Annotated in this window: 20 protein-coding genes; 3 read left to right on the forward strand and 17 right to left on the reverse strand. The window is 51.7% G+C overall.

The genetic code is table 11. The features are described 5' to 3' along the window. Nucleotides 1-82: 82 nt before the first annotated feature. Together ACO0LF_RS22905 and ACO0LF_RS22910 are read right to left on the reverse strand one after the other, a co-directional pair. Complete coding sequence (locus ACO0LF_RS22905) at nt 83-1,882, reverse strand: hypothetical protein (protein ID WP_423018209.1); 1,800 nt, start codon at nt 1,880-1,882, stop codon at nt 83-85. Between the two features lie 140 nt (nt 1,883-2,022). Next, nucleotides 2,023-2,754 carry a flagellar brake protein gene (locus tag ACO0LF_RS22910; protein ID WP_423018211.1) on the reverse strand — a complete coding sequence of 244 codons (732 nt, stop codon included), beginning with the start codon at nt 2,752-2,754 and terminating at the stop codon, nt 2,023-2,025. A 205-nt stretch (nt 2,755-2,959) separates the two neighbouring features. On the opposite strand from ACO0LF_RS22910, the gene ACO0LF_RS22915 reads away from it, so the two are divergent. Further along, nucleotides 2,960-3,508 carry an NADPH-dependent FMN reductase gene (locus ACO0LF_RS22915; protein WP_423018213.1) on the forward strand — a complete coding sequence of 183 codons (549 nt, stop codon included), beginning with the start codon at nt 2,960-2,962 and terminating at the stop codon, nt 3,506-3,508. Here the strand turns inward: ACO0LF_RS22915 and ACO0LF_RS22920 are convergent. From ACO0LF_RS22920 to ACO0LF_RS22930, 3 genes are all read right to left on the reverse strand, one after another. Further along, the gene (locus ACO0LF_RS22920) at nt 3,497-4,018 is read right to left on the reverse strand and encodes a TlpA family protein disulfide reductase (RefSeq protein ID WP_423018215.1); all 522 of its coding nucleotides are present in this window, start codon (nt 4,016-4,018) and stop codon (nt 3,497-3,499) included. The genes ACO0LF_RS22915 and ACO0LF_RS22920 overlap by 12 nt on opposite strands. A gap of 90 nt (nt 4,019-4,108) precedes the next feature. Then, entirely contained in the window at nt 4,109-4,891 is a 783-nt protein-coding gene (locus tag ACO0LF_RS22925) for a transporter (protein ID WP_423018217.1), read from the reverse strand. Between the two features lie 10 nt (nt 4,892-4,901). After that, nucleotides 4,902-5,360, reverse strand: a complete 459-nt coding sequence (locus ACO0LF_RS22930) for an Lrp/AsnC family transcriptional regulator (protein WP_423018219.1) — start codon at nt 5,358-5,360, stop codon at nt 4,902-4,904. Nucleotides 5,361-5,494: 134 nt separating this feature from the next. On the opposite strand from ACO0LF_RS22930, the gene lysA reads away from it, so the two are divergent. Then, nucleotides 5,495-6,742 carry a diaminopimelate decarboxylase gene (lysA, locus tag ACO0LF_RS22935; RefSeq protein WP_423018221.1) on the forward strand — a complete coding sequence of 416 codons (1,248 nt, stop codon included), beginning with the start codon at nt 5,495-5,497 and terminating at the stop codon, nt 6,740-6,742. Between the two features lie 5 nt (nt 6,743-6,747). Here the strand turns inward: lysA and ACO0LF_RS22940 are convergent, their stop codons facing one another. From ACO0LF_RS22940 to ACO0LF_RS22950, 3 genes are all read right to left on the reverse strand, one after another. Continuing rightward, entirely contained in the window at nt 6,748-7,527 is a 780-nt protein-coding gene (locus ACO0LF_RS22940) for a substrate-binding periplasmic protein (protein ID WP_423018223.1), read from the reverse strand. A 250-nt stretch (nt 7,528-7,777) separates the two neighbouring features. Beyond that, nucleotides 7,778-8,320, reverse strand: a complete 543-nt coding sequence (locus ACO0LF_RS22945) for a TlpA family protein disulfide reductase (protein ID WP_423018225.1) — start codon at nt 8,318-8,320, stop codon at nt 7,778-7,780. A gap of 66 nt (nt 8,321-8,386) precedes the next feature. Beyond that, a complete protein-coding gene (locus tag ACO0LF_RS22950) occupies nt 8,387-9,145 on the reverse strand; it encodes a phytanoyl-CoA dioxygenase family protein (RefSeq protein ID WP_423018227.1) in 759 nt (252 codons plus the stop codon). Nucleotides 9,146-9,359: 214 nt separating this feature from the next. Between ACO0LF_RS22950 and ACO0LF_RS22955 the strand changes: the two genes are divergently transcribed. Then, nucleotides 9,360-10,412 carry a 3-deoxy-7-phosphoheptulonate synthase gene (locus tag ACO0LF_RS22955; protein ID WP_423018229.1) on the forward strand — a complete coding sequence of 351 codons (1,053 nt, stop codon included), beginning with the start codon at nt 9,360-9,362 and terminating at the stop codon, nt 10,410-10,412. A gap of 68 nt (nt 10,413-10,480) precedes the next feature. On the opposite strand, the gene ACO0LF_RS22960 is transcribed toward ACO0LF_RS22955, so the two are convergent. The 9 genes from ACO0LF_RS22960 to rpoC form a co-directional block, all read right to left on the reverse strand. Further along, nucleotides 10,481-10,990 carry a DUF2059 domain-containing protein gene (locus ACO0LF_RS22960; protein WP_423018231.1) on the reverse strand — a complete coding sequence of 170 codons (510 nt, stop codon included), beginning with the start codon at nt 10,988-10,990 and terminating at the stop codon, nt 10,481-10,483. A 51-nt stretch (nt 10,991-11,041) separates the two neighbouring features. After that, nucleotides 11,042-12,403: a formimidoylglutamate deiminase gene (locus tag ACO0LF_RS22965; RefSeq protein WP_423018233.1), complete on the reverse strand. Its 1,362-nt coding sequence runs from the start codon at nt 12,401-12,403 to the stop codon at nt 11,042-11,044. Beyond that, nucleotides 12,400-13,215, reverse strand: a complete 816-nt coding sequence (hutG, locus tag ACO0LF_RS22970; protein WP_423018235.1) for an N-formylglutamate deformylase — start codon at nt 13,213-13,215, stop codon at nt 12,400-12,402. Before hutG ends, ACO0LF_RS22965 begins: the two co-directional genes overlap by 4 nt. 14 nt (nt 13,216-13,229) lie before the next feature. Next, on the reverse strand, nt 13,230-13,994 hold the full coding sequence (locus tag ACO0LF_RS22975; RefSeq protein ID WP_423018237.1) for an IclR family transcriptional regulator: 765 nt from the start codon (nt 13,992-13,994) through the stop codon (nt 13,230-13,232). A gap of 116 nt (nt 13,995-14,110) precedes the next feature. Beyond that, complete coding sequence (locus ACO0LF_RS22980) at nt 14,111-14,389, reverse strand: hypothetical protein (protein ID WP_423018239.1); 279 nt, start codon at nt 14,387-14,389, stop codon at nt 14,111-14,113. 17 nt (nt 14,390-14,406) lie between these two features. Further along, on the reverse strand, nt 14,407-15,087 hold the full coding sequence (locus ACO0LF_RS22985; RefSeq protein ID WP_423018241.1) for an SPOR domain-containing protein: 681 nt from the start codon (nt 15,085-15,087) through the stop codon (nt 14,407-14,409). Between the two features lie 16 nt (nt 15,088-15,103). After that, complete coding sequence (locus ACO0LF_RS22990) at nt 15,104-15,877, reverse strand: type III pantothenate kinase (RefSeq protein ID WP_423018243.1); 774 nt, start codon at nt 15,875-15,877, stop codon at nt 15,104-15,106. A 28-nt stretch (nt 15,878-15,905) separates the two neighbouring features. Beyond that, nucleotides 15,906-16,703, reverse strand: coding sequence for a biotin--[acetyl-CoA-carboxylase] ligase (locus tag ACO0LF_RS22995; protein WP_423018245.1), 798 nt, complete (start codon nt 16,701-16,703; stop codon nt 15,906-15,908). 127 nt (nt 16,704-16,830) lie between these two features. After that, nucleotides 16,831-21,060 (reverse strand): DNA-directed RNA polymerase subunit beta', encoded by a 4,230-nt coding sequence (gene rpoC, locus ACO0LF_RS23000; RefSeq protein ID WP_423018248.1) that lies wholly within the window; start codon nt 21,058-21,060, stop codon nt 16,831-16,833. Between the last annotated feature and the right edge of the window lie 154 nt (nt 21,061-21,214).

The following is a 21,214-nucleotide window of genomic DNA, read 5'->3' on the forward strand; positions in this document are numbered from 1 at the left end:
TTAAATTTTTAAAATCCCAGCTTCTATTCGCGATTCACTCTACATATAAATCCCGCACAGACAAACTCTGCGCCCCCGGCTGTTACTTCAAGGCAGCAATTCTCTGCGCCACCACCTGCTTTAACTGCGTGGCAAAGTATTGATGAAACCTGACATTCAAACCACGTATTTCAACATCGGTAATCCCCTGGCTTAGACGGAACTCCCGGCCATGGATGCGTAAAATATTTTCCAGCTCTTGCATGCTCGCTATATTGTCCAGTGAGATGACGGCGATATCAGGTGAGTTGGCCAAATGTGCATCGACGCGTGCTTTATGCAAGTTCAGCATCTCGGTCAGTGAGGTCGCTTTGTAGACAGGGAAAATATGTACCTGGCTGCCGCTAATGAAATAATTACTGCTGCGGCTATCTGTCGTCAGCATCAATGAACCATCGCTAAAACGGCTGAGACAACGCTTGAGTGTGCCCCTGCTGGTTGCCTCTACGGTCAGCGCAAAGTCCCGTGCTGGCGACAGCCAGCATTGGCCAGGTGCTTCACAACCCAGCATGGCGACATTGCCCAGGTTTTGAAACCAGGACAAGAATTGCATGTCTGTCTGCTGCATTTCAGCAGCAACTGTCTCAAACCATGGTGTGATATTTTCCTGAAAATCATTTTCTTGCATCAACTGCAGTTGTATCTGGTCCCATCTGACCAGGGACATGACGGAATTGGCGACCCTGTTGGCGCTGGCTTGCAGCTCCTGCTGTTGCGCTGCGTCTGGCTCTTGCAGATCATGCGTACTGGCAGCCTGCCAATCCACTACGGTAGACTTAAATGTACGCAAATTTTCAGCCAGTTCAGGTGAGGCCGTCATGTCAGAGTGGCCCAGTACAGACGAGCCACTCATTTGCGCTATCGAGGTATCGATGTCAGAAAAATGCGCGGCCTGCACTGCCGCCTTGCCAGCCTCACAGATGCGGGCCTGGCTGAGTAAGGTATCGATATTGGTTTGCAAGTCTTCACGTTCATCTTCAGCCGCTCGGTCCAGAGCGATCTGGCAGGCTTGTGCTGCCAGGCGCAAGCTTTTGGCAGCTGCCGGGTAATCATCGAGGGCCTTGAGCAAATCTGCATGTCCGCTGAGCAAATCAGCTTCCTCGTCCAGCGCACCCTCAGCCAGTAAAGCATCGATTGCCGCGATCGCCTGATACACTGTCACGGCATGAAAACGGCCCTCTATGACATGGTCAAAATAACCGCTGGGAGCTTTGTCTGTTTGCTCGTGTACGTCATTGCTGAGTGCCAGCAAAAAACTGGCATAGGCTTTTTTAAAGCGCAGATCCTGTGGATGCTTGGCCTGGACCTGCAAAATCATTGTCATCTTTTGCCAGGGATTCCAGATATGGGCAGCTTCCCATGTTGCCAGGATTTGATGGGCAAGATCAGCATTGCTGACATGGCTTGCCATCAATTGCATCAGTGCTGTGAGGGCACTGTTTTCCAGGGTTTCTGCATGGGCTTCGATTTCTGCCTGCACAAGTGCCAGGGCGGCTTCCTGGTCGGCATCTAATTCTTGCTCTTCGTCTTCTGGATAGAATGTTTCCAACTTTTCTTCGAAAACATCATTGGCAATCCACAAAGCAGACCGGCGTTGCAGCATCAGCAGGGCCAAATGATTATCGACATCATCTGGTAGCAAGACATGCAAAGCGCAGCGGTCTTTCCAGGCTGAGATACGGTCATAGGCCGCTTCGAACATCTGGATACGCAAGCGCAAATACTCTGGTTCTTGCGGATGAGCAAGGATGCAGTCATCCAGCGCCTGCATGAGTTCGTCGAAGTCTGCTTCGTCATTGCAAGCCTGTTCAACTTGTATGCGCAATTGGTCTATAGTTATCATCTGCATCCGCTATCAAAAACATTCCGGGGCACTTAATTTAACAGTGTTCCAGGCAGTTTTCCATGTCTTTTGCAGATGATCTACCAAAGTATGCCCGCTGTTTTTTTGCCAAGCTCTTGTTTGCGAGCTGGCTTGAAAACTCACTTTGCCAATAACTTGCGGCGCTCATATTCAAGCTGATTGACATGCCTTTGTATGGCCACATCCATCTCATGTGATAAGTTGGAAAAGCTGAAGCCTATGCGATGTCTGCCCTGCTTGTTTTTTTCTATCTGCGTGACATGGCGTACCACGCCTTCGCAGCGCACCACGTTGCGGATGCCAAGCACGATATGCAATTTGGCAATGCGGTCCAGTACCCTGATTTCTGGCGGACCAGAAACCTGCACACTTAATCCACCCACACATAAGTCATGGATGGGCCAATAAGCCAGGGTTTCGCCCTGTTCGTTGTAGAGCCTGACCTTGAGCGGGTCGACGATGGGCAATTGATTGCGAAAGTATTCGCGGCGCTGCATGCGCACCACACGCTGCGGTATGGGCACCCAGAAAGCATCCTGCCCTCCCCAACTGAAGCGCTGGGGCTCCAGCCCGGTAAATTGCACGCGTATGCCATCGGGCAAGGCCAGAAAAACACAGGAACTGGCTTTTTCCAGCAATTTGTTGGCGCGTGCATCACCACCTATGTCAAATACCAGTCCATCGTCCCTGGCCGAGAGTATCAGGGTGACAATAAATTCGCGGCCTTCATTAAAGTAAATTGTCACGGGCTCGCGTCTGTGCGCAAGCTCGTTCAATATCCCGAGTATCTCCCTCTGACCCAGCAGGAAAAATTTGTCTTCTATTTGCTCGTTGCTCAATGATGCTGACATCCGTCTACCTTTTTTATCTATTTTTCCTGAAAAATAGACTGCTTATTACTGTAGGTCAATAAAAGAATACCAGCACTGTCCTGTAAATAAGACAGCAGTTGTTTTTTTGGTTTGCAGCGACCATTTCTGCATCATCTGCTTGCCTCTACAAGAATAGTCTGAATATCAGATAATGCCTGTTTGCTCGACTCATGATGTGCGATAAATGAAAATATTAGCGATTTGCGGCAGCTTGCGTACTGCATCCCTGAATGGCATGCTGATACGGGCGATTGCCCGCCTGGCACCAGCGGATATCGAAGTCCTGCCCTATGCCGGGATGGGGTCTTTGCCTTTATTCAATCCTGACCTGGATTTGATACCACCCGCCAGCGTGCAAGACTTGAAAGCGCAAATCACGGCGGCCAATGTGGTGCTGATTGCCAGCCCGGAATATGCCCATGGTGTCACCGGCGTCATCAAGAATGCACTGGACTGGACAGTCAGCAGCGATGTCTTTGTCAATAAGCCCGTCATGGTGCTGAATGCCTCACCCAGAGCGACGCATGCCGATGCGGCATTACGGGAAACCCTGAGCGTCATGTCGGCCTATATCATGCAAGCCGCTTCGATCAAGCTGCCTGTCATAGGCGCGGGACTGGATGAAGACGGCCTATTGAACAGTCAGCTGATAAGTACCAGTGTGAGAATAGCCCTGACAGCAGCCAGGGCAGAATGGAAAGTACACCAGGACAGGCTAAGCTCAGGCAGCTAAAGCCTGTTCCAGCAGGGTGTGCAATTCGCTAAAGGAGGGTTCACCGACATAGCGCTTGAGGATATTGCCTTGTTTGTCGATGACATAGGTGGTCGGTGTCAGCTTGACTTCGCCAAATGATTGCGCCAGCTTGCCTTGTACATCAAGCGCTACGTGGAAAGGCAGTTTGCGGGTTTCGGCATAGTTAAGCACATAGTTGGGGGCGTCATAGCTCATCGCTACGGCCACAAATTCCAGGCCCTGCTTATTGTATTTATTGTAGGTTTCTATCATTTTGGGCATTTCTGCCACGCAAGTTGCGCAGGATGTGGCCCAAAAATTGACCATGACCACCTTGCCACGCAAGCTTTGTGTGGAGATTTTTTCACCCTTGAGGTTGGTGAAACTGACGTCCGGCATAGGCGTCCTGGCTTGATAGGTATAAAAAAATGTGGCAGCCAGGCTGATCAATGCGATGGCGGCAATGACAGAAAATATGGCAAATTTACGCGGTGAAGAAGGCGCCAGCATGTTTTATCCCAAAGCGAGTGATCATTCGAGCCCACATTATACGGCTTAAGTCAAAATCCGGTTTTGCGCCTCATCACACAGTGACTCGCCTTACCAAAGCTTGGCGACAGGAACGACGACGCCAGCAAACCATGACCAGTCCTGGGATGCACTGGTCAAGCCCCTGGTCATGCCTGCATCCAGGGTCAGGCGTTTGCTGGGGCTGTAGGTCAGGGCGAACAGGGCCTGGCCCTGGTTTTTTGTGCCGCTACGACGCCAGCCTGCCCATTCAGCCGTCACACCCACTTTGTCATTGATCGCAGTCGAGAATGACGCCGATAAACCGGTTTGCCAATGTGAAGTGGCATCTTCGGCAAAACCGACATGTGTCGTATTCAAGTTCACATCCGCATGAATCTTGCCCAGGTCCTGGCTGAGTATGCCATTCAGGGTCCAGTCTGCCTTACCTGATCCCAGCGGTTCTTTGGCAGTAGGAAATTTATTGCCCAGCTCCAGACCGAAAGCGGTGTCGTCATTGATCACGAAGGCACGCTTGATGGTCAGGCTGGTATCGCCAAAACCGCGGTCACGCTGGCCTGCACCATCGTCGTTGATGATCCTGGCCTCGCCCCCCAGCAAGACGCCCCATTCCTTGGAAAAAGCCAGCTTGAACAGATAAGGCAGACTCTGGCGCTGTGCAGGCCCGGTTTTGATGGTATTGATGCCCATTTCCAGCTCCAGTTGCCCTGCCACTGGCAATTGCGCAGAATTGGACACCGAGGGGCGATAAGGCGTGATGGCATCGACCTCTTCATCTGCAGCACAGGCAAACTGACAGGCTAAGCTGGATAAGCAGGTCAGGGCGACAAAACTCAAACGGGATATTCTGGACATGATCTTCCTTTTAATCTGTAATAAGCGTAGCGGGCGCACTAATGGCCTTACCTGCGACATGGGTAGTCAGTACTATTGCTGTCGAGGTCGAGCCAAAGGCATTCAATTCATTAATGATACGCTGCAAATGTTCTACATCGGTCGCCAGCACACGCATGACGGCACCGTCTTCACCAGTCACAGTATAGCAATCTATAATTTCCGGGCAATTGGCAACGTAGTGAGCATAGGGGCGACCCTGCTGGGTTGAGAGCCTGATCATGGCAGTGATTTGATAACCCAGCGCCTTGGGATTAATATCGGCGCGATAGGCACGTATCACTTGGGCAGCTTCGAGGCGCTTGATGCGCTCAGACACAGCTGGCTGGCTCAGGTGTACCTGGCGGCCTATCTCGGCATGCGACATGCGCGCATCTTGTTGCAATAACTGCAGGATTTTTTGATCAAACTGGTCAAGTTTATGATTCATAAGCATTTTGCGTAGATTTCCAATCAAATCCTTGGCCGATCAGGTAATTCCCTATGGAATCCCATTCAAACCAGGGGTTGTACTTGTTAAAGTAGAGCTTACACCAAACCCTGGTATGCCCTGGAAAAATTGCCATGACAACGACTATAACTGCACAACAGCTTGCCCATATTGCCACCGAATTTGAAACACCTTGCTGGGCCTATGACGCTTCCATTATAAGAGCGCAAATTGCCCGCCTGCGACAATTTGATGTGATTCGCTTTGCCCAGAAGGCATCCAGCAATATCCATCTGCTGCGCCTGATGCGCGAAGAAGGCGTGATGGTGGATTCTGTCTCGCTGGGTGAAGTGGAACGTGCGCTGGCCGCCGGTTATGCCAGCCAGGCTGAACATGGTGGCCATGCGCCTATCGTATTCACAGCCGACTTGCTGGACCGTGCGACCCTGAAACGTGTGGTGGAATTGAATATCCCGGTGAATTGCGGATCACCGCAGATGCTGGAACAACTGGGCCAGGCTCATCCTGGTCACGCAGTGTGGCTGCGCATCAACCCTGGTTTTGGTCATGGCCACAGCCGCAAGACCAATACTGGCGGAGAGCAAAGCAAGCACGGCATCTGGCATGAAGAATTGCAAAATGCGCTGGCCATCATCGATCAATATGGTTTGAAGCTGGTGGGCCTGCACATGCATATTGGTTCCGGGGTTGATTATGATCATTTGCAAAGTGTCTGCGATGCGATGATAGAACAGGTGAAAATCTGCCAGCGTGACTTGCAGGCAATTTCCATAGGTGGTGGCTTGTCCATCCCTTATCGTGGTGATGAACCTGCGGTCGATACTGCGCATTACTTTGACATCTGGGACAAGGCTAGGAAAGAAATCGAAAGCCTGCTGGGTCACAAGATCAGCATGGAGATAGAACCTGGCCGTTTCCTGGTGGCGCAATCCGGTATATTGATTTCTGAATTGCGTGCGCAAAAACAGGTGGGCAGCAATTTCTTCGCCCTCGTCGATGCAGGCTTCAATGATCTGGTGCGCCCTTCCATGTATGGCAGCTTCCATCGCATTACTTGCCACACTGCAGACGGCGCTGAGCGCACTACCGCCTTGCGTCCTACCGTAGTCGCCGGGCCTTTGTGTGAATCAGGCGACGTGTTCACGCAAGAAGATGGTGGCGTGGTCACGACCCAGGATTTGCCAGCTTGCGAAATTGGTGACTTGTTCGTCTTCCATGATGCTGGTGCTTATGGTGCCAGCATGTCGTCAAACTATAATTCACGCCCGCTGATACCTGAGGTTTTGGTCGATGGTGAGCAGATCAAGCAAATCCGTCGTCGCCAGACTGTGCAGGAATTGATAGCGCTCGAAAATATCTAAAGTCCTTAGCGTATTTCTTCGAGGAGACCAGCCTTCCTGGCCTTGAGGATGGCGGCATTGAGCTTGTCGATGATGCCGTCATCCTTGTCTGCTCTGACGGCAAAATGGATGGTGTCTATCAACATTGGCTTGGGCAAGACCGTCAGGCGCACATCAGCAAAAGCAGAACTAGTTCCTTCGTTTTCGTCACGCAAAGCCTTTAATCTGTTTTCGAGTACGCGCGGGTCCTTTTCCACCGCGCCAAACAAGCCTGCATCCATGCGCCGGAACAAGAGTTTATAGATGCGTGACAAGGGTGCGTAATTATCGACCTCGACCTTGAAAAGATTATCTTTCATGGCATCGAAGCGGTCACCATAGCTAAAGCCGCGCGGTATGCCTATGATCTTGCCCTTGAGGTCAGCCACGGTATTGAAGCGGAACTGGGCATCGCTTCTGGTGACCAGGAACATATACTTTGATTGTATGGGCAAAGAAAAATGGAAGATTTTTTCGCGCTCTTTAGTCTTGCTGACGCCGTATAACACTCCCTCGCCATTTTCTGCTGCCTGCAATGCGCGTGGCCAGGGGCTGCGTTGCTGTTGTATCTGCAGATTTTCTTCGTGCTCGATAAACTCGAATAGCTTATCTGCCAGTTTCAGGGGATAGGGTTGGCCGCGCTGATCTATGGGGTCAGGGGTCAGTATCATCACGTCCTTGGCATAGACGACTTGCTGGCTGAAGAGCGGTAACAAGAAAATCAGCAAGCCTGGCCGCAACAGCGTGACAGGCTTACGCAAGCACATGTAAATTCACCATCATTTTTGATCCCAACCCTCAAAAAAACCGGCAGACTGCTATGTTCTGGCGTGTAGCCAGGCTCATATGTCATTCGGGAGAGTAAATCAGACAAACATCGCAATTTAATGCCACACAGCGATTCTTGCCAGATAGTAACGTCAATCTGACAACCCAGCAAGTTTGACAACAAATTATTACAATCAAGCGCTACAAGTCGCTAGCCTGATTGCAGGGTGAGTTCAGTAGCAACTAAGATCAGCTTTTTGCTGCGCTGGCAGGTTTGTGGATAACCGCCTTGATATGCGCCCATTGCGCAGGCTTGATACCGCCTTTGAAAGACTCCATGACCTTGCCATCACGGCCAATGAGAAACACGGTCGGTGTGGCAAAAACTTTGCCAAAATTATCCTGATAATCCGGAGCATTGCGCCACAGCGACGGGAAAGCCTGATTGTCCTTATTCAGCCATTTGGCCTGTTTGGCATAATCATCGATATCTGTCATGGCATCGTCTATGCTGACGGTGACCAGTTCAAATCCTGATTTTTTATTGGCTTCATAGAATTTGCGGAAAGTCGGCATCTCGGCCTGGCAAGTTGGGCACCAGGTGGCCCAGAAAGTCACCAGTATGACCTCGCCTTTGCTGGTGTCGAGCTTGTATGGCTTGCCGTTCAGCATAGTACCCGCCAGGGCTGGCTGCGCAGGAAACACTTCCTTGCCGGCCGCCTGGGCAAATTGGGCACAGAGGCTGGACGTGACAATAAGGGTTACAGCCAACAACTTTGACATACTGCGCATGGCAATGCTCCACTTTGTCTGAACGATAGCTTACAGCATAGTGCACATTGAGATTGCCGTCTGCGCTTATAAGGCAATTTCAGGAAAAGCCGCTGAACGTGTACCTGGCCGTGGCGGATTATCTGCCGCCCTGTAAGTAAAGACCATGGAAAACTTGGTCGCAGCAGTCTGGTTCTTGCCCGCAGCATGGAAGAGATTACTATGGAACAGCAAGACATCGCCCTGCTGCAAAGGCACGGGCTGGGCTTGTGCCAGCAAAGCCTGGTTTTGCGCCAGGTCAGTGCGCAAGAACTGTGCTTCGTCGAGTTGGGCCACATCAATATCGGTTTTATGGGAACCGGGTATCACCAGCAGGCAGCCATTTTCCAGGGTTTCATTGCGTAGTGCCAGCCATGAAGACACCAGTTCTGCCCGCTGGAAATTCCAGTAACGGCTATCCCTGTGCCAGCCTGTGGCGGTGGAATATTGCGGCTGCTTGCTCATGATGCAATTGTGATGAGACTGCGACAGTAAAGCACCTTCACCCAGCAACTGCAATAAAGGCTGCGCCAATGCTGGCCCGACTGCCCACAGTGCCAGACGCGGGTCACGGGCATAGGCTTGCAGCAAACGCCTGGCCGTAAGGCCGCCTTCTGCATCGCGTGAAGCGGGCGCGCCGGGATAACGTGTGTCCGCCTCATATTCTATGGATTGTACCTGCCCCGCCAGTTGCTGTTCGCAATAGGCAATCACTTCTTCACAATAGGTGGCGCTGGCCTGTTGCCGCAATACCAGGAAACCCTGGCTGGCAAATTCTTCTTGTTGCGCAGTACTTAACATGGTCATTATCTTCAGTGAGCAAAATGCCATTAAATGCATCTTCATGACGCAGTAAAACGGCTCACTCTGGATTTTAGGGGAATTCCATTCAGTCGATCAGAACAGATCAGATCAAATAATGGGATATTGTGATTAGCCTGCAATTCTAAAAATCCAGTAATAGGTGATAATGTAGGCCAAATTTAACGCAATAAACTAACGCAAAAGCCTCTTACTCAACATGACACACACCATACTGGAAAACATCAACGTCAGTTCTTTCGAGAACATGCCCACTCCTGAAGAATTGCATGCGCGCCTGCCTTTGAGCGATCTGGCTGGTGACGTCGTCGAGCAAAGCCGTGAAAGCCTGCGCAGCATACTGGAGCGCAAGGACAAACGCCTGTTCGTCGTCGTTGGCCCCTGCTCCATCCATGACCCGGTTGCCGGTCTGGATTATGCGCGCCGCCTGAAAGCCCTGCAGGAAGAAGTCAAGGATGTGATGTTGCTGGTGATGCGCGTGTATTTTGAAAAGCCACGCACGACCACAGGCTGGAAGGGATATATCAATGACCCATATATGGATGATTCTTTCCGCGTCGATGAAGGCATGGAAAAAGCCCGCCAGTTTTTGCTGGATGTCTGTGAACTCGGTCTGCCGACCGGCACTGAAGCACTGGACCCTATCTCGCCACAATACCTGGGTGACCTGATCGCCTGGACTGCCATCGGTGCACGCACGACAGAATCACAAACCCACCGCGAAATGTCGTCCGGCTTGTCTACGCCTGTGGGCTTCAAGAATGGGACGGATGGCGACATCAGCATTGCCATCAATGCGATTTTGTCGGCATCCCATCCACACTCTTTCCTGGGCTTGAATGGCCAGGGCCGTGTCTCTATCGTACGCACCAGCGGCAATCAATATGGCCACGTGGTCTTGCGCGGCGGTGGTGATCGCCCGAACTACGATACCGTCTCTGTCGCCATGGCCCAGCAAGCCCTGGTCAAGGCCAAGCTGCCACCCAATATCGTGGTCGATTGCTCACATGCCAACAGCTATAAAAAACCGGAACTGCAACCCTTGGTCATGGCCGATGTCATCAACCAGATTGCCAATGGCAACAAAGACATCGTCGGGGTCATGATAGAGTCCAACATCATTGCAGGTAACCAACCCATCCCGGAAGATTTGTCACAACTCAAATACGGATGCTCAGTCACCGATGCCTGCGTGGATTGGGAAACGACCGAGAAGATGTTGCGGGATGCGGCGGCGAGATTGCGCGGCTAAAAAAATGGGTGCCGATGCTATAGCCTTGGCACCCACTTTCTTGAATTGAACTGCATTTCAAGCACAAATTATTTTGCTTTGAAACAAGCCACAGCAATATCAAAACCTATCCTCATCGTGGCATCAGTCATGATTTGCGCCTCAGGGCCGCTCATGTATTTTTTACCTGCCGGGGTTTCGTAAAATTGCTTGATTTCATTTTGCTCGGCATCACTGAAAGTCGCAACGGCTTTCACTTGCGCAGGATGGTTACGGTTATAGGCCTGGGTTTCAAATGCGGTGATGTATTTGACACCCAGGGGTGTTTCATAAAAATCAGCGACAGCGCGTAATTCTTCGCTAGTGAAATTCGCGACATACAGGCCTTGCACTTCTGCTTCGGATTTTTTCCAGGTTTTGTCTATGCAAGGAAATTTTGCTGGCTGGCTAGTTGCCTTGACCATTCTGACGACACCGCTGGCCTTGATGACGCGCATTGCTTCAGCAGTGGCCGCGGAATTGCTGCCAGCGGCTAAAGCTGATCCTGCCATGCCGCTGAGCAGGCACAGGCTGATCATGAATTGTTTGGTTTTATACACGTGCAGACCTTATCTATACAATTAATTAGCCTGCCATTGTAAAGCCCAGGCTCACAGTTGCCTTAGTTGCTGCATGCATTTGACATAGGAAAGCTGTATTTCTGTCTGATTTTTGTGCTGCCCTGCCTGCACTATTTTTTGCCCCCCAACATAGACATCGCGCACCAGATTATCATTGCCGGCAAAGATCCAGGTATTGAGTACATCGGCACTATCAATACCTGCGAGGTTGGGATGCTGATCATCAAGCACCACCATGTCGGCACGGTAACCGACACTGAGTTGACCGAGCTTACGGCCACTGGCTTGCGCACCGCCTTGCAAGGCTGCCTGATATAAAAAATCACCGACCTTGCGCTGCCCTGGCATACTGGCGATATTGCGGCCTTGCAGTCGCAGGCGTTGCCCATATTCCAGCCAGCGCAATTCTTCTACCGGGCTTTGTGAGACATGGCTATCACTGCCCACACCAAAGCGGCCACCGGCTGCGAGGTAATCTGGCAGATCGAAAAAACCATCACCGAGATTGCCTTCCGTCGTGGTGCAAATGCCTGCCACCGCCGTACTGGTGGCGATGCCCTGTACTTCTGCCTTGTTCAAATGCGTGGCATGCACCAGGCACCAGCGCTCATCTACCATGCCAGTATCGAGCAAGAGTTCTACCGGACGTTTGCCTGAGTAGGCAATGCAGGCATCGACTTCTTTTTGCTGCTCGGCGATATGGATATGGATGGGGCGGCTAGCTGGCAGTGCTGCCACCAGTTCACGTATCTGACTGATGCTAGCAGCACGCAGCGAATGCGGGGCCACACCGACTTCAACCTGGGCATTGCGCTTGCCTTCCAGCGCTTCTAGCAAATGCATGATCTCGGCCACATTGGTGGAGAAACGGCGCTGGTCATGACGCAGAGCCTGCTCGCCAAAATCGGCATAGCTGTATAGCACTGGCAGCATGCTGATGCCCATGCCGGTCTGTTCTGCAGCTGCGATGACACGTTCTGCCATCTCGGCGGGACGCGCATAAAAACTGCCATCCTGATCACGGTGCAGGTAATGAAATTCACAAACTGCGGTATAGCCATGGCGCAGGCATTCTGCATACAGTTGTGCGGCGATGGCCTGGATTTGCTCAGGCTTGATATGCAGTGCATAACGATACATGAGGTCACGCCAGGTCCAGAAACTGTCCTTGCCCTCGCCTGCCATTTCTGTCATGCCAGCCATGGCGCGCTGGAAAGCATGAGAATGCAAATTGGTCATGCCGGGCACCACGAATTGCGCCTGGTTTTCATGTATCTGCGCGCTAGTGTCCAGCTCTATCTGGCTCAGCTCACCGCTGGTATTCCAGTGCAGGCGTACATTGCTGGTCCAGCCTTGCGGCAACAGAGCATGATGGGCAAACAGGCTACTCATGCGGTTCTCCCTTGTGTCTTGTTCCAGTCCAGGCAAGCTTGTAATAATTGCTTCAGCAGAGGTTGCACCTGCGCTGCCAGGTCAGGCCGGTATGCATACGGTGCGGCTTCATCCATGTAGATGCACTGACTCATTTCCAGCTGCACTGCATGGATATGACGTGAAGGCTGACCGTAATTGCGGGTGATAAAACCGCCTTTGAAACGACCATTGAAAACATGGCTATAGGCTTGCGCATCGCTGGCGTTTTGCAGGCTGTTTGCGATGGCAGTTTGCATGCCGGTATCACAGGATTTTTGGTCAGCAGTACCAAAGTTCAGGTCTGGTAACTTACCTTCGAAAAAGCGTGGCACTTCAGATGCGATGGAATGCGCATCCCACAAAACCACGCTGCCATGCAGGCTCAACAAACGCTCCAGTTCTTGCTGCAATTGCTGGTGATAGGGTTGCCAGTAAGTCGTGATGCGACGCTGTACTTCGGCTTCTGTCGGCACATTCTCAGCCGCATACAGGGGCTGTTTGGCGAAGGTATCGAGCGGGCAAAGGCCAGTAGTATCCTGGCCCGGATACAGATTGGCATTGTCTGAAGAACGGTTCAGGTCTATCACATAGCGTGAATATTCAGCTGCAATAGTGGAGGCTCCCAACTCTGTTGCCATATTGTAGAGTTCACGCAAATGCCAGTCAGTATCGGTTTTTTCTTGAGCAACGGGCAGCATCTGGGCCGCGATATCATCCGGTATGCTGGTGCCCACATGGGGCATGGAAATCAGCAGCGGCAGGCTGCCCTGTTGAAAGTGATAAGCAGTCATGATGTCTCCGGTATTTATGGATGTTGTAGTTTGCGGCTCAGCCTGTCAGCTGCTGCCAGGGTCATGTTGATGAGTTCTTGTTTGCGCTGCTGTATGCGCTGTGCCGGTGCCATCAGGGACAAGGTGGCTTCCAGTTTATCGCGACCAGAAAACACGGGTGCGCTGACGCCCCAGATGCCGAGATCGATTTCGTTTTCACTAGTGGCATATCTTTGCTCACGTATGCAGCTTAACTGGGTTTGCAAGTCTTGCAGTGACTGACTCGATAGTGGCGCATTTTCCAGGAAATTCTGCGCCAGTAAATCGTCTTGCAAGGCGGACGGTAAATAGGCCAGCAAGGCCTTGGCCGACGCACCACGCACACTGGAACTGGCACGACCCTTGGCAAAGGAGCAGCGTAGGGCTTGCTGACTTTCCTGCATGTCCAAGCACACCACCTGCCCATTCACGTAGGCCAGCAAGCCTACGCTTTCGCCTGATTTGTGTACCAGGTCCGCCAGTTCATCACGCGCCGCACTCATGAGCCAGGAATGCTGGTCAAAACCACGCGCGAGTTGTACCGCCAAAGGGCCCGGTTCATACAGACCGGTTTGCGCATGTTCCTGCACCAGCCCCCATTTCTTCAGTGGCGCGAGCTGGCGGTATAGGGTACTCAAAGGCAAGCCGGTTTGCTCCACCAGTTCACGCGCAGACAGGGCCTGACCATGGCGGGCGACACAAGCCAGGACCTGTAACACGCGCTCGCTTTGAGGAATGTCTATTTTATGAGGGACAGCCATGGCGGGAAGCTAGCATATAAAACTGAATATACTCATGCTAGCATTTGGATGGGAAACATCAACCACAAATTCCCACGTAGTGAGAAATAAAAGCTATTTTTTAACCCCAAACAATATTAATCGTGATGCAGCGGACCTGCATATCCATCTGATCCACTGACGAATGCGGCATCTTCCCCATCGAATGAATGACTCGCACTGCTTCCCAATGTGGGTTGTACAAACATATAACAAGCTAGTACTCCGATAACAGGGAGCAGCCAGATCAAGGCATATTGGGCATATTTTTGTGCAGGCTCGAAAAACTCGCTCTTTGCCAGTAGATAAGTTACATACACATTCATTGCCAGCAAGACGATGGCAATGATGATGGCAACGGCAATGAATGCATTCATATTTGAAGTAACGACGCTTAATTCCTGCTATATGCCGTCAGCTGACAATTACGATTCTCTTGCGCCGGGAAGCTGGCCTTGATGGCGTCATACTTGCTCTTTTCGTCTGCACTCAGGGCCCTGAGCTGGTAGGCGAACTTGCTGGTGCTGATGGAGCGTGGGCCTATGCGGGCTGAACGTACACCCTTGTTGCTGAGATTATTCAAATGCAGTTTGGCAGCTTCTTCCGTCTTGAAGACCCCGAGGGAAATGCCCCAGCGTAAACTGCTCTGGTCTTGCACGATATAAAAATCATTGATACCGAGGCGGCGCAGTTCACCGGCTTTTTTGTCTGCGCCTTCTTTGCTGCCTTGCGAAGGTATGAAGACCATGTGGGTGGCAACGTCGACGATATTGATGCGCGACTGACGGTCTCCCAGTGCCAGGGTTTTCAATCTTTCTTCTATCCTGGCGATTTCAGTTTGCTGGAAGTTACCGACCTCCAGACAGGCGATGAGTTCGGCTTTCTTTTCTGCCACAGGTTCACTCGGGGTGACCGCATCTGTCGCGCTCATGAGTTTTAACTGATCGGCATGATGTTGTTTTTTCAAACGCTCAGGCTCATGGGTGTCGAGTGACCAATGTCCCAGATAGCCGAGATTAAATGCCAGCAAGAAGGCATTCAGGGCAAGCAGGCTCCAAAAAAAGAATCTCAGCATGGTAATGTCATTGTTATCAGTCCGGGCTTGATTGTGCCACGACAAACAGGCCCGTCAAGACCAGATTGGCGACATATTCATGTGGGATGCCCAGATGGGCCAGTAAGTAAGGTGCTGCACCACCGGATATCACACAGGTGATGGCCCGTTTTTCTTGCTGCTCCAGGCTTGCGACTGCTCTTGCTATCGCACCGACCTGGGCACTGATGCAACCACTGACGATGGCATGGTCAGTATTGTCGGCAAACACTTTGGCGATATCGGTGGACTCAGCCACCTGTGGTAACTGCGCCGTATTGCGCGCCAGCGACTCGGCCATGAGTTTAAGCCCCGGCAAGATCATGCCGCCCTTGAACACCCCTGCTGTGGTGACGGCGTCAACAGTAGTGGCCGTGCCACAAGTGGCGACGATCAGGCTTTGTTGCGGGAACAGGTAATGCGCCCCTATCATGGAAGCCAGGCGGTCGCAGCCCAGTTGTGCCGGATTGCGATAGCCATTATGCAGGCCAGCAATATCTTCTTGCGAGGCAAACCAGGTGACGGGCAAGTCTGGCTGTACTTCTTGCAGTAAAGCAGTAAGTCTCTGTTTGATGCTGACACCGGCAACATTGGAAATCAAGACGCATGTAAAGCGCATGCCCTGCCAGCTGGTTTTCAAACTATCCAGATCGGCATGACTGACACTTTCCATGTGTTGCCATACCGGCGCAAGTTGCGCTGGAGCTGCATCCACATCAAACGTGGCCCATTTGATACGCGTGTTTCCCGCGTCTATCAACAACTGCATCATGCCTGCCTCATCCTTGTTTCATCTTTTTTCATGCTGATGCCCGTAAAGATACATCACCAGCCAATACATTGACTTGCCCCTGCTCAGTCTGCAGCACCAGGCAGCCATGCAGATCGACGCCCAGGGCTGTGCCGGTGTGCAGGACTTGCCCATGATCGAGTATATGCACGGTTTGATGGGCATAGGCATGCAGGGCATTCCAGCGTGGTAAAAATCCGGGAAAACCTTGCTGGCCAAATTGCTGCAAGGCCACTACCAGGGCGTTCAGCAACTGTGCCAGCAAGAGGTTTCTATCCATTTGTGCCAGCCAGGGTGCATCTGCCAGGGCGCGGCCTACTTGCGCCTCCAGCTCATCTGACACTTGCAGGTTCAAGCCTATGCCAGCGACTATCCAGGTGCCGCCATCGCTGGCGCTTGCGGATTCCAGCAAGATGCCAGCCAGTTTTTTACCATCGCGCAAGATGTCATTCGGCCATTTGAGTTGTACATTCTGGTTCAGGTTATTCAGGCATTCAGCCAGGGCGACACCTATCGCCAGTGGCAAGCCCAGCAAATTGTGTGCTGCCTGCGGCAGATGCCAGGCCAGGGAAAAAGTCAGCATGCCGCCGGGCAGTGTCAGCCAGGGGCGGCCAGCCCTGCCGCGACCGGCAGTCTGATGCACGGCCAGCCGCAAGACCGGGCGTGACAATACCGGCAGACGTGCCATCAGGTCAGCATTGGTGGAGCCCGTTTCTGCGACGACTTCGATATCGACTTCGCGGGTAGGGCCATCGCAAAGTTTTTCTATGGCAGCCGCATTCAGGGCCAGGTTTTTATTCTCTTGCATAGTCTATTCATGATTAGCTGCCGTATTGTACTGCGGCTTGGCGATGTCATTGCTCAAAAAAAAACGGCACCTTATGCAGGTGCCGTTTTTCATTACTTCAGTATCGCTGGTATAGCTTGATGGCTAATTATGCTTCGCCATCGACCACATCAGTTACCGTGACTTCCGGGATGGGAGCAAATGCTGCTTTTTCTGCTTCCAGCAAGGCTACACGTTCATCGGCTTCCCAAGTTTCTTTCAACTTGCGGGCACGATGGAATGCCAGACCTGTACCGGCAGGTATCAGGCGACCAACGATGACGTTTTCTTTCAAGCCACGCAGACCGTCTTTTTTGCCCATGATCGCAGCTTCGGTCAGAACACGTGTGGTTTCCTGGAAGGACGCCGCAGAGATGAAGGAATCTGTAGACAGGGATGCCTTAGTAATACCCAGCAAGATATTTTCATATGTTGCAGGGATACCGTTAGCTGCTGCTACGCGATCGTTTTCATCCAGCAATTCAGAACGTTCTACCTGTTCACCAACGATGTAGTTGGCATCGCCTGGATTAACCACGACAACGCGACGCAACATCTGACGCACGATCACTTCAATGTGCTTGTCATTGATCTTAACGCCTTGCAAACGGTACACGTCCTGAACTTCATCAACGATGTAACGTGCCAGCGCTTCGATACCCAGCAAGCGCAGGATGTCTTGTGGATCGGCTGGGCCGTCAACAATCATCTCACCCTTGTTCACCACCTGGCCGTCATGCACCAGGACTTGTTTGTCTTTGGTGATCAGGAACTCGTGCTTCTCGCCATCCATGTCGGTGATTTCCAGACGTTGCTTACCTTTGGTTTCTTTACCAAACGCAACCGTACCTGTTACCTCTGCCAGCATACCGGCATCTTTTGGTGAACGGGCTTCGAACAACTCAGCAACGCGTGGCAGACCACCGGTAATATCACGGGTTTTTTGTGATTCAGTCGGGATACGCGCCAGAACTTCACCAACGTGTACTTGCTGACCGTCTTTAACGGTAATCAGCGCGCCAACTTGCAAACCAATGGTTACCGCATGTTCTGTACCAGCGATCTTGACTTCATCGCCTTGTTCATTCAACAGTTTAACCTGTGGACGTAGTGTCTTGCCTGCAGCACTACCACGACGTTTCGCATCGATCGCCACCAGGGTGGACAAACCTGTCACTTCGTCAACCTGTTTCGCAACAGTCACGCCTTCTTCGACGTTTTCGAATTTCACCGTACCGGTGTATTCGGTAATGATAGGACGGGTCAATGGATCCCAAGTCGCCAATGCTGCACCAGCCTTGATGACCAGACCGTCTTTAACGATCAGGGTTGCACCGTAAGGTACTTTATGACGTTCACGTTCACGACCGTGGTCATCCGTGATCAGCACTTCGCCAGAACGGGAAATAACGATCTGGTCGCCTTTGCCGTCAGTGACATAACGCATGGTCGCGGTGAAACGGATAGTACCGTTAGACTTGGCTTCAACAGAAGAAGCAATCGCAGCACGGGACGCGGCACCACCGATATGGAAGGTACGCATCGTCAACTGTGTACCTGGTTCACCAATGGACTGCGCAGCGATAACACCAACTGCTTCACCGGAGTTAACCAGGGAACCACGGCCCAGATCACGGCCATAACACATGGCGCACAGACCGTAGCGCGTGTCGCATGTCAATGGTGTACGTACTTTGACTTCATCGATGCCCAGGGCTTCGATGCGTTCTACCATTGTTTCATCCAGCAGGGAGCCAGCTTCGTACAATGTTTCCTGTGTTTCAGGATTGACGATGTCATTGGCGCAAACACGGCCCAAGATCAGGTCACGCAAAGGCACGTTAACTTCACCGCCTTCAACGATCGCCTTCATGGATGAACCATTGGCTGTACCGCAGTCATCTTCAACCACGACCAGATCTTGCGTCACGTCAACCAGACGACGTGTCAGGTAACCGGAGTTCGCTGTTTTCAACGCCGTATCGGCCAGACCTTTACGCGCACCGTGAGTGGAAATAAAGTACTGCAAAACGTTCAAACCTTCGCGGAAGTTCGCGGTGATCGGCGTTTCGATAATCGAGCCATCCGGTTTCGCCATCAGACCACGCATACCTGCCAACTGACGAATCTGGGCTGCAGAACCACGCGCACCGGAGTCGGCCATCATGTAAATGGCGTTGAAAGATTCTTGTGTACCGACAGAGCCATCGCGGCGTGTGACTGGTTCAACTTTGAGTTGTTCCATCATGGCCTTGCCGACTTCGTCACCGGTTTTGCCCCAGATATCAACCACTTTGTTATAACGTTCACCCGCAGTCACCAGACCGGAAGCATATTGCTGTTCGATCTGTTTGACTTCGTGTTCGGCATTCGCTACCAGTGTGACTTTTTGTGGCGGTACCAACATGTCATCGATACAGATGGAGATACCGGCGCGTGTCGCCAGACGGAAACCCATTTGCATCAATTGATCGGCAAACACCACTGTAGCGCGCAGGCCGCACTTACGGAAAGACGTATCGATCAGCTTGGAAATTTCTTTTTTCTTCAGCGGACGGTTCAATACGGTAAATGGCAGACCCTTAGGCAGGATTTCAGACAAAATCGCACGGCCAACAGTCGTTTCATAACGCTTGATGGTTTTGACGAATTCGCCAGTTGCTGCATCTTTTGGATATTCGGTAATACGGACTGTGATACGGGTAGCCAGTTCGACTTCCTTGTTGTCCCAGGCGCGGATCGCTTCTGAAACGTCAGGGAACATCATGCCTTCGCCCTTGCCGTTGATTTTTTCACGGGAAGCGTAGTACAGACCCAACACGATATCCTGGGAAGGAACGATAGACGGTTCACCATTGGATGGGAACAGAATATTGTTGGATGCCAGCATCAATGTGCGTGCTTCCATCTGTGCTTCGATAGACAGAGGAACGTGAACCGCCATTTGGTCACCGTCAAAGTCGGCATTGAAAGCCGCGCAGACGAGTGGATGCAACTGGATCGCTTTACCTTCAATCAGGACCGGCTCAAACGCCTGGATACCCAGACGATGCAGCGTAGGCGCACGGTTCAGCATGATAGGATGTTCGCGGATGACTTCTTCCAGGATATCCCATACAACTGGTTCTTGTATCTCTACCAGTTTTTTCGCTGCCTTGATGGTGGTTGCCAGACCCATCAATTCCAGTTTATTGAAAATGAAAGGTTTGAACAGTTCCAATGCCATCAGTTTTGGCAGACCGCACTGATGCAATTTCAGTTGCGGACCCACCACGATAACGGAACGACCAGAGTAATCGACGCGCTTACCCAGCAAGTTTTGACGGAAACGACCGCCCTTACCCTTGATCATTTCTGCCAGGGATTTCAGAGGACGCTTGTTGGCGCCTGTCATTGCCTTACCGCGACGACCGTTATCCAGCAGGGAATCGACGGCTTCCTGCAACATACGCTTTTCATTGCGTGTGATGATTTCAGGAGCGCGCAATTCCATCAAACGCTTCAGACGGTTGTTACGGTTGATGACGCGGCGATACAGATCATTCAGATCAGAAGTCGCGAAACGGCCACCATCCAGCGGGACCAATGGACGCAGTTCTGGCGGCAGGACCGGCAGAACTTCCATGATCATCCAGTCTGGCTTGATGCCTGAACGCTGGAATGCTTCCAGTACTTTCAGACGTTTTGCGTATTTCTTGATCTTGGCTTCAGATTTGGATTCTTTCAACTCTGTGCGCAGGGTTTCTGCATCACGATCGATGTCGATGGAACGCAGCAATTCGCGGATACCTTCAGCACCCATGAATGCCGTGAATTCGTCGCCGAATTCTTCGTACTTGGCAGCGTAATCATCTTCAGACATGATCTGGCATTTTTTCAGCGGTGTCATGCCTGGATCGGTAACGACATATGCTTCAAAATACAGTACGCGTTCGATATCGCGCAAAGTCATGTCCAATACCATACCCAGACGGGATGGCAGGGATTTCAGAAACCAGATATGTGCAGTTGGAGAAGCCAGCTCGATATGGCCCATGCGTTCACGACGCACTTTGGCCAGAGTCACTTCAACGCCGCATTTTTCGCAGATAACGCCACGGTGTTTCAGGCGTTTGTACTTGCCGCACAGGCATTCGTAATCCTTGATAGGACCAAAAATCTTGGCGCAGAACAGGCCATCGCGCTCAGGCTTGAAAGTACGATAGTTGATGGTTTCCGGCTTTTTAACTTCGCCGTAGGACCAGGAACGAATTTTTTCTGGAGACGCCAGACCAATCTTGATCGCGTCGAATTGTTCGTTGGGTTGGACTTGCTTGAATAGATCGAGCAGAGCTTTCATGTGTATCACTCCAGTGAAGCGCGCAAACGCTAGTTGGCTGAATGGTGCTGCAACAGAAGCTTCGCCGCTTTACCCTGTTCGCATGAGCGGGAGAGCCAGGTCTTTTCGACGCAGGTTCCGCTGATACCGGGAACGACATTACTTCCAAACTGCT

Origin of the sequence: Undibacterium sp. Di27W (assembly GCF_049340345.1) — a bacterium.
Classification (GTDB): Bacteria; Pseudomonadota; Gammaproteobacteria; order Burkholderiales; family Burkholderiaceae_D; genus Undibacterium.

Bases quoted from the DNA above. Each gene is read 5' to 3' on its own strand.
- ACO0LF_RS22950 (WP_423018227.1), bottom strand. From the start codon at position 9,145: ATGACCATGTTAAGTACTGCGCAACAAGAAGAATTTGCCAGCCAGGGT.
- ACO0LF_RS22940 (WP_423018223.1), bottom strand. From the start codon at position 7,527: ATGTGCTTGCGTAAGCCTGTCACGCTGTTGCGGCCAGGCTTGCTGATT.
- lysA (WP_423018221.1), top strand. From the start codon at position 5,495: ATGACAACGACTATAACTGCACAACAGCTTGCCCATATTGCCACCGAA.
- ACO0LF_RS22930 (WP_423018219.1), bottom strand. From the start codon at position 5,360: ATGAATCATAAACTTGACCAGTTTGATCAAAAAATCCTGCAGTTATTG.
- ACO0LF_RS22980 (WP_423018239.1), bottom strand. From the start codon at position 14,389: ATGAATGCATTCATTGCCGTTGCCATCATCATTGCCATCGTCTTGCTG.
- ACO0LF_RS22925 (WP_423018217.1), bottom strand. From the start codon at position 4,891: ATGTCCAGAATATCCCGTTTGAGTTTTGTCGCCCTGACCTGCTTATCC.
- ACO0LF_RS22920 (WP_423018215.1), bottom strand. From the start codon at position 4,018: ATGCTGGCGCCTTCTTCACCGCGTAAATTTGCCATATTTTCTGTCATT.
- ACO0LF_RS22955 (WP_423018229.1), top strand. From the start codon at position 9,360: ATGACACACACCATACTGGAAAACATCAACGTCAGTTCTTTCGAGAAC.
- ACO0LF_RS22905 (WP_423018209.1), bottom strand. From the start codon at position 1,882: ATGATAACTATAGACCAATTGCGCATACAAGTTGAACAGGCTTGCAAT.
- ACO0LF_RS22995 (WP_423018245.1), bottom strand. From the start codon at position 16,703: ATGCAAGAGAATAAAAACCTGGCCCTGAATGCGGCTGCCATAGAAAAA.
- ACO0LF_RS22910 (WP_423018211.1), bottom strand. From the start codon at position 2,754: ATGTCAGCATCATTGAGCAACGAGCAAATAGAAGACAAATTTTTCCTG.
- ACO0LF_RS22985 (WP_423018241.1), bottom strand. From the start codon at position 15,087: ATGCTGAGATTCTTTTTTTGGAGCCTGCTTGCCCTGAATGCCTTCTTG.
- ACO0LF_RS22975 (WP_423018237.1), bottom strand. From the start codon at position 13,994: ATGGCTGTCCCTCATAAAATAGACATTCCTCAAAGCGAGCGCGTGTTA.
- ACO0LF_RS22965 (WP_423018233.1), bottom strand. From the start codon at position 12,403: ATGAGTAGCCTGTTTGCCCATCATGCTCTGTTGCCGCAAGGCTGGACC.
- rpoC (WP_423018248.1), bottom strand. From the start codon at position 21,060: ATGAAAGCTCTGCTCGATCTATTCAAGCAAGTCCAACCCAACGAACAA.
- ACO0LF_RS22945 (WP_423018225.1), bottom strand. From the start codon at position 8,320: ATGCGCAGTATGTCAAAGTTGTTGGCTGTAACCCTTATTGTCACGTCC.
- hutG (WP_423018235.1), bottom strand. From the start codon at position 13,215: ATGACTGCTTATCACTTTCAACAGGGCAGCCTGCCGCTGCTGATTTCC.
- ACO0LF_RS22915 (WP_423018213.1), top strand. From the start codon at position 2,960: ATGAAAATATTAGCGATTTGCGGCAGCTTGCGTACTGCATCCCTGAAT.
- ACO0LF_RS22990 (WP_423018243.1), bottom strand. From the start codon at position 15,877: ATGATGCAGTTGTTGATAGACGCGGGAAACACGCGTATCAAATGGGCC.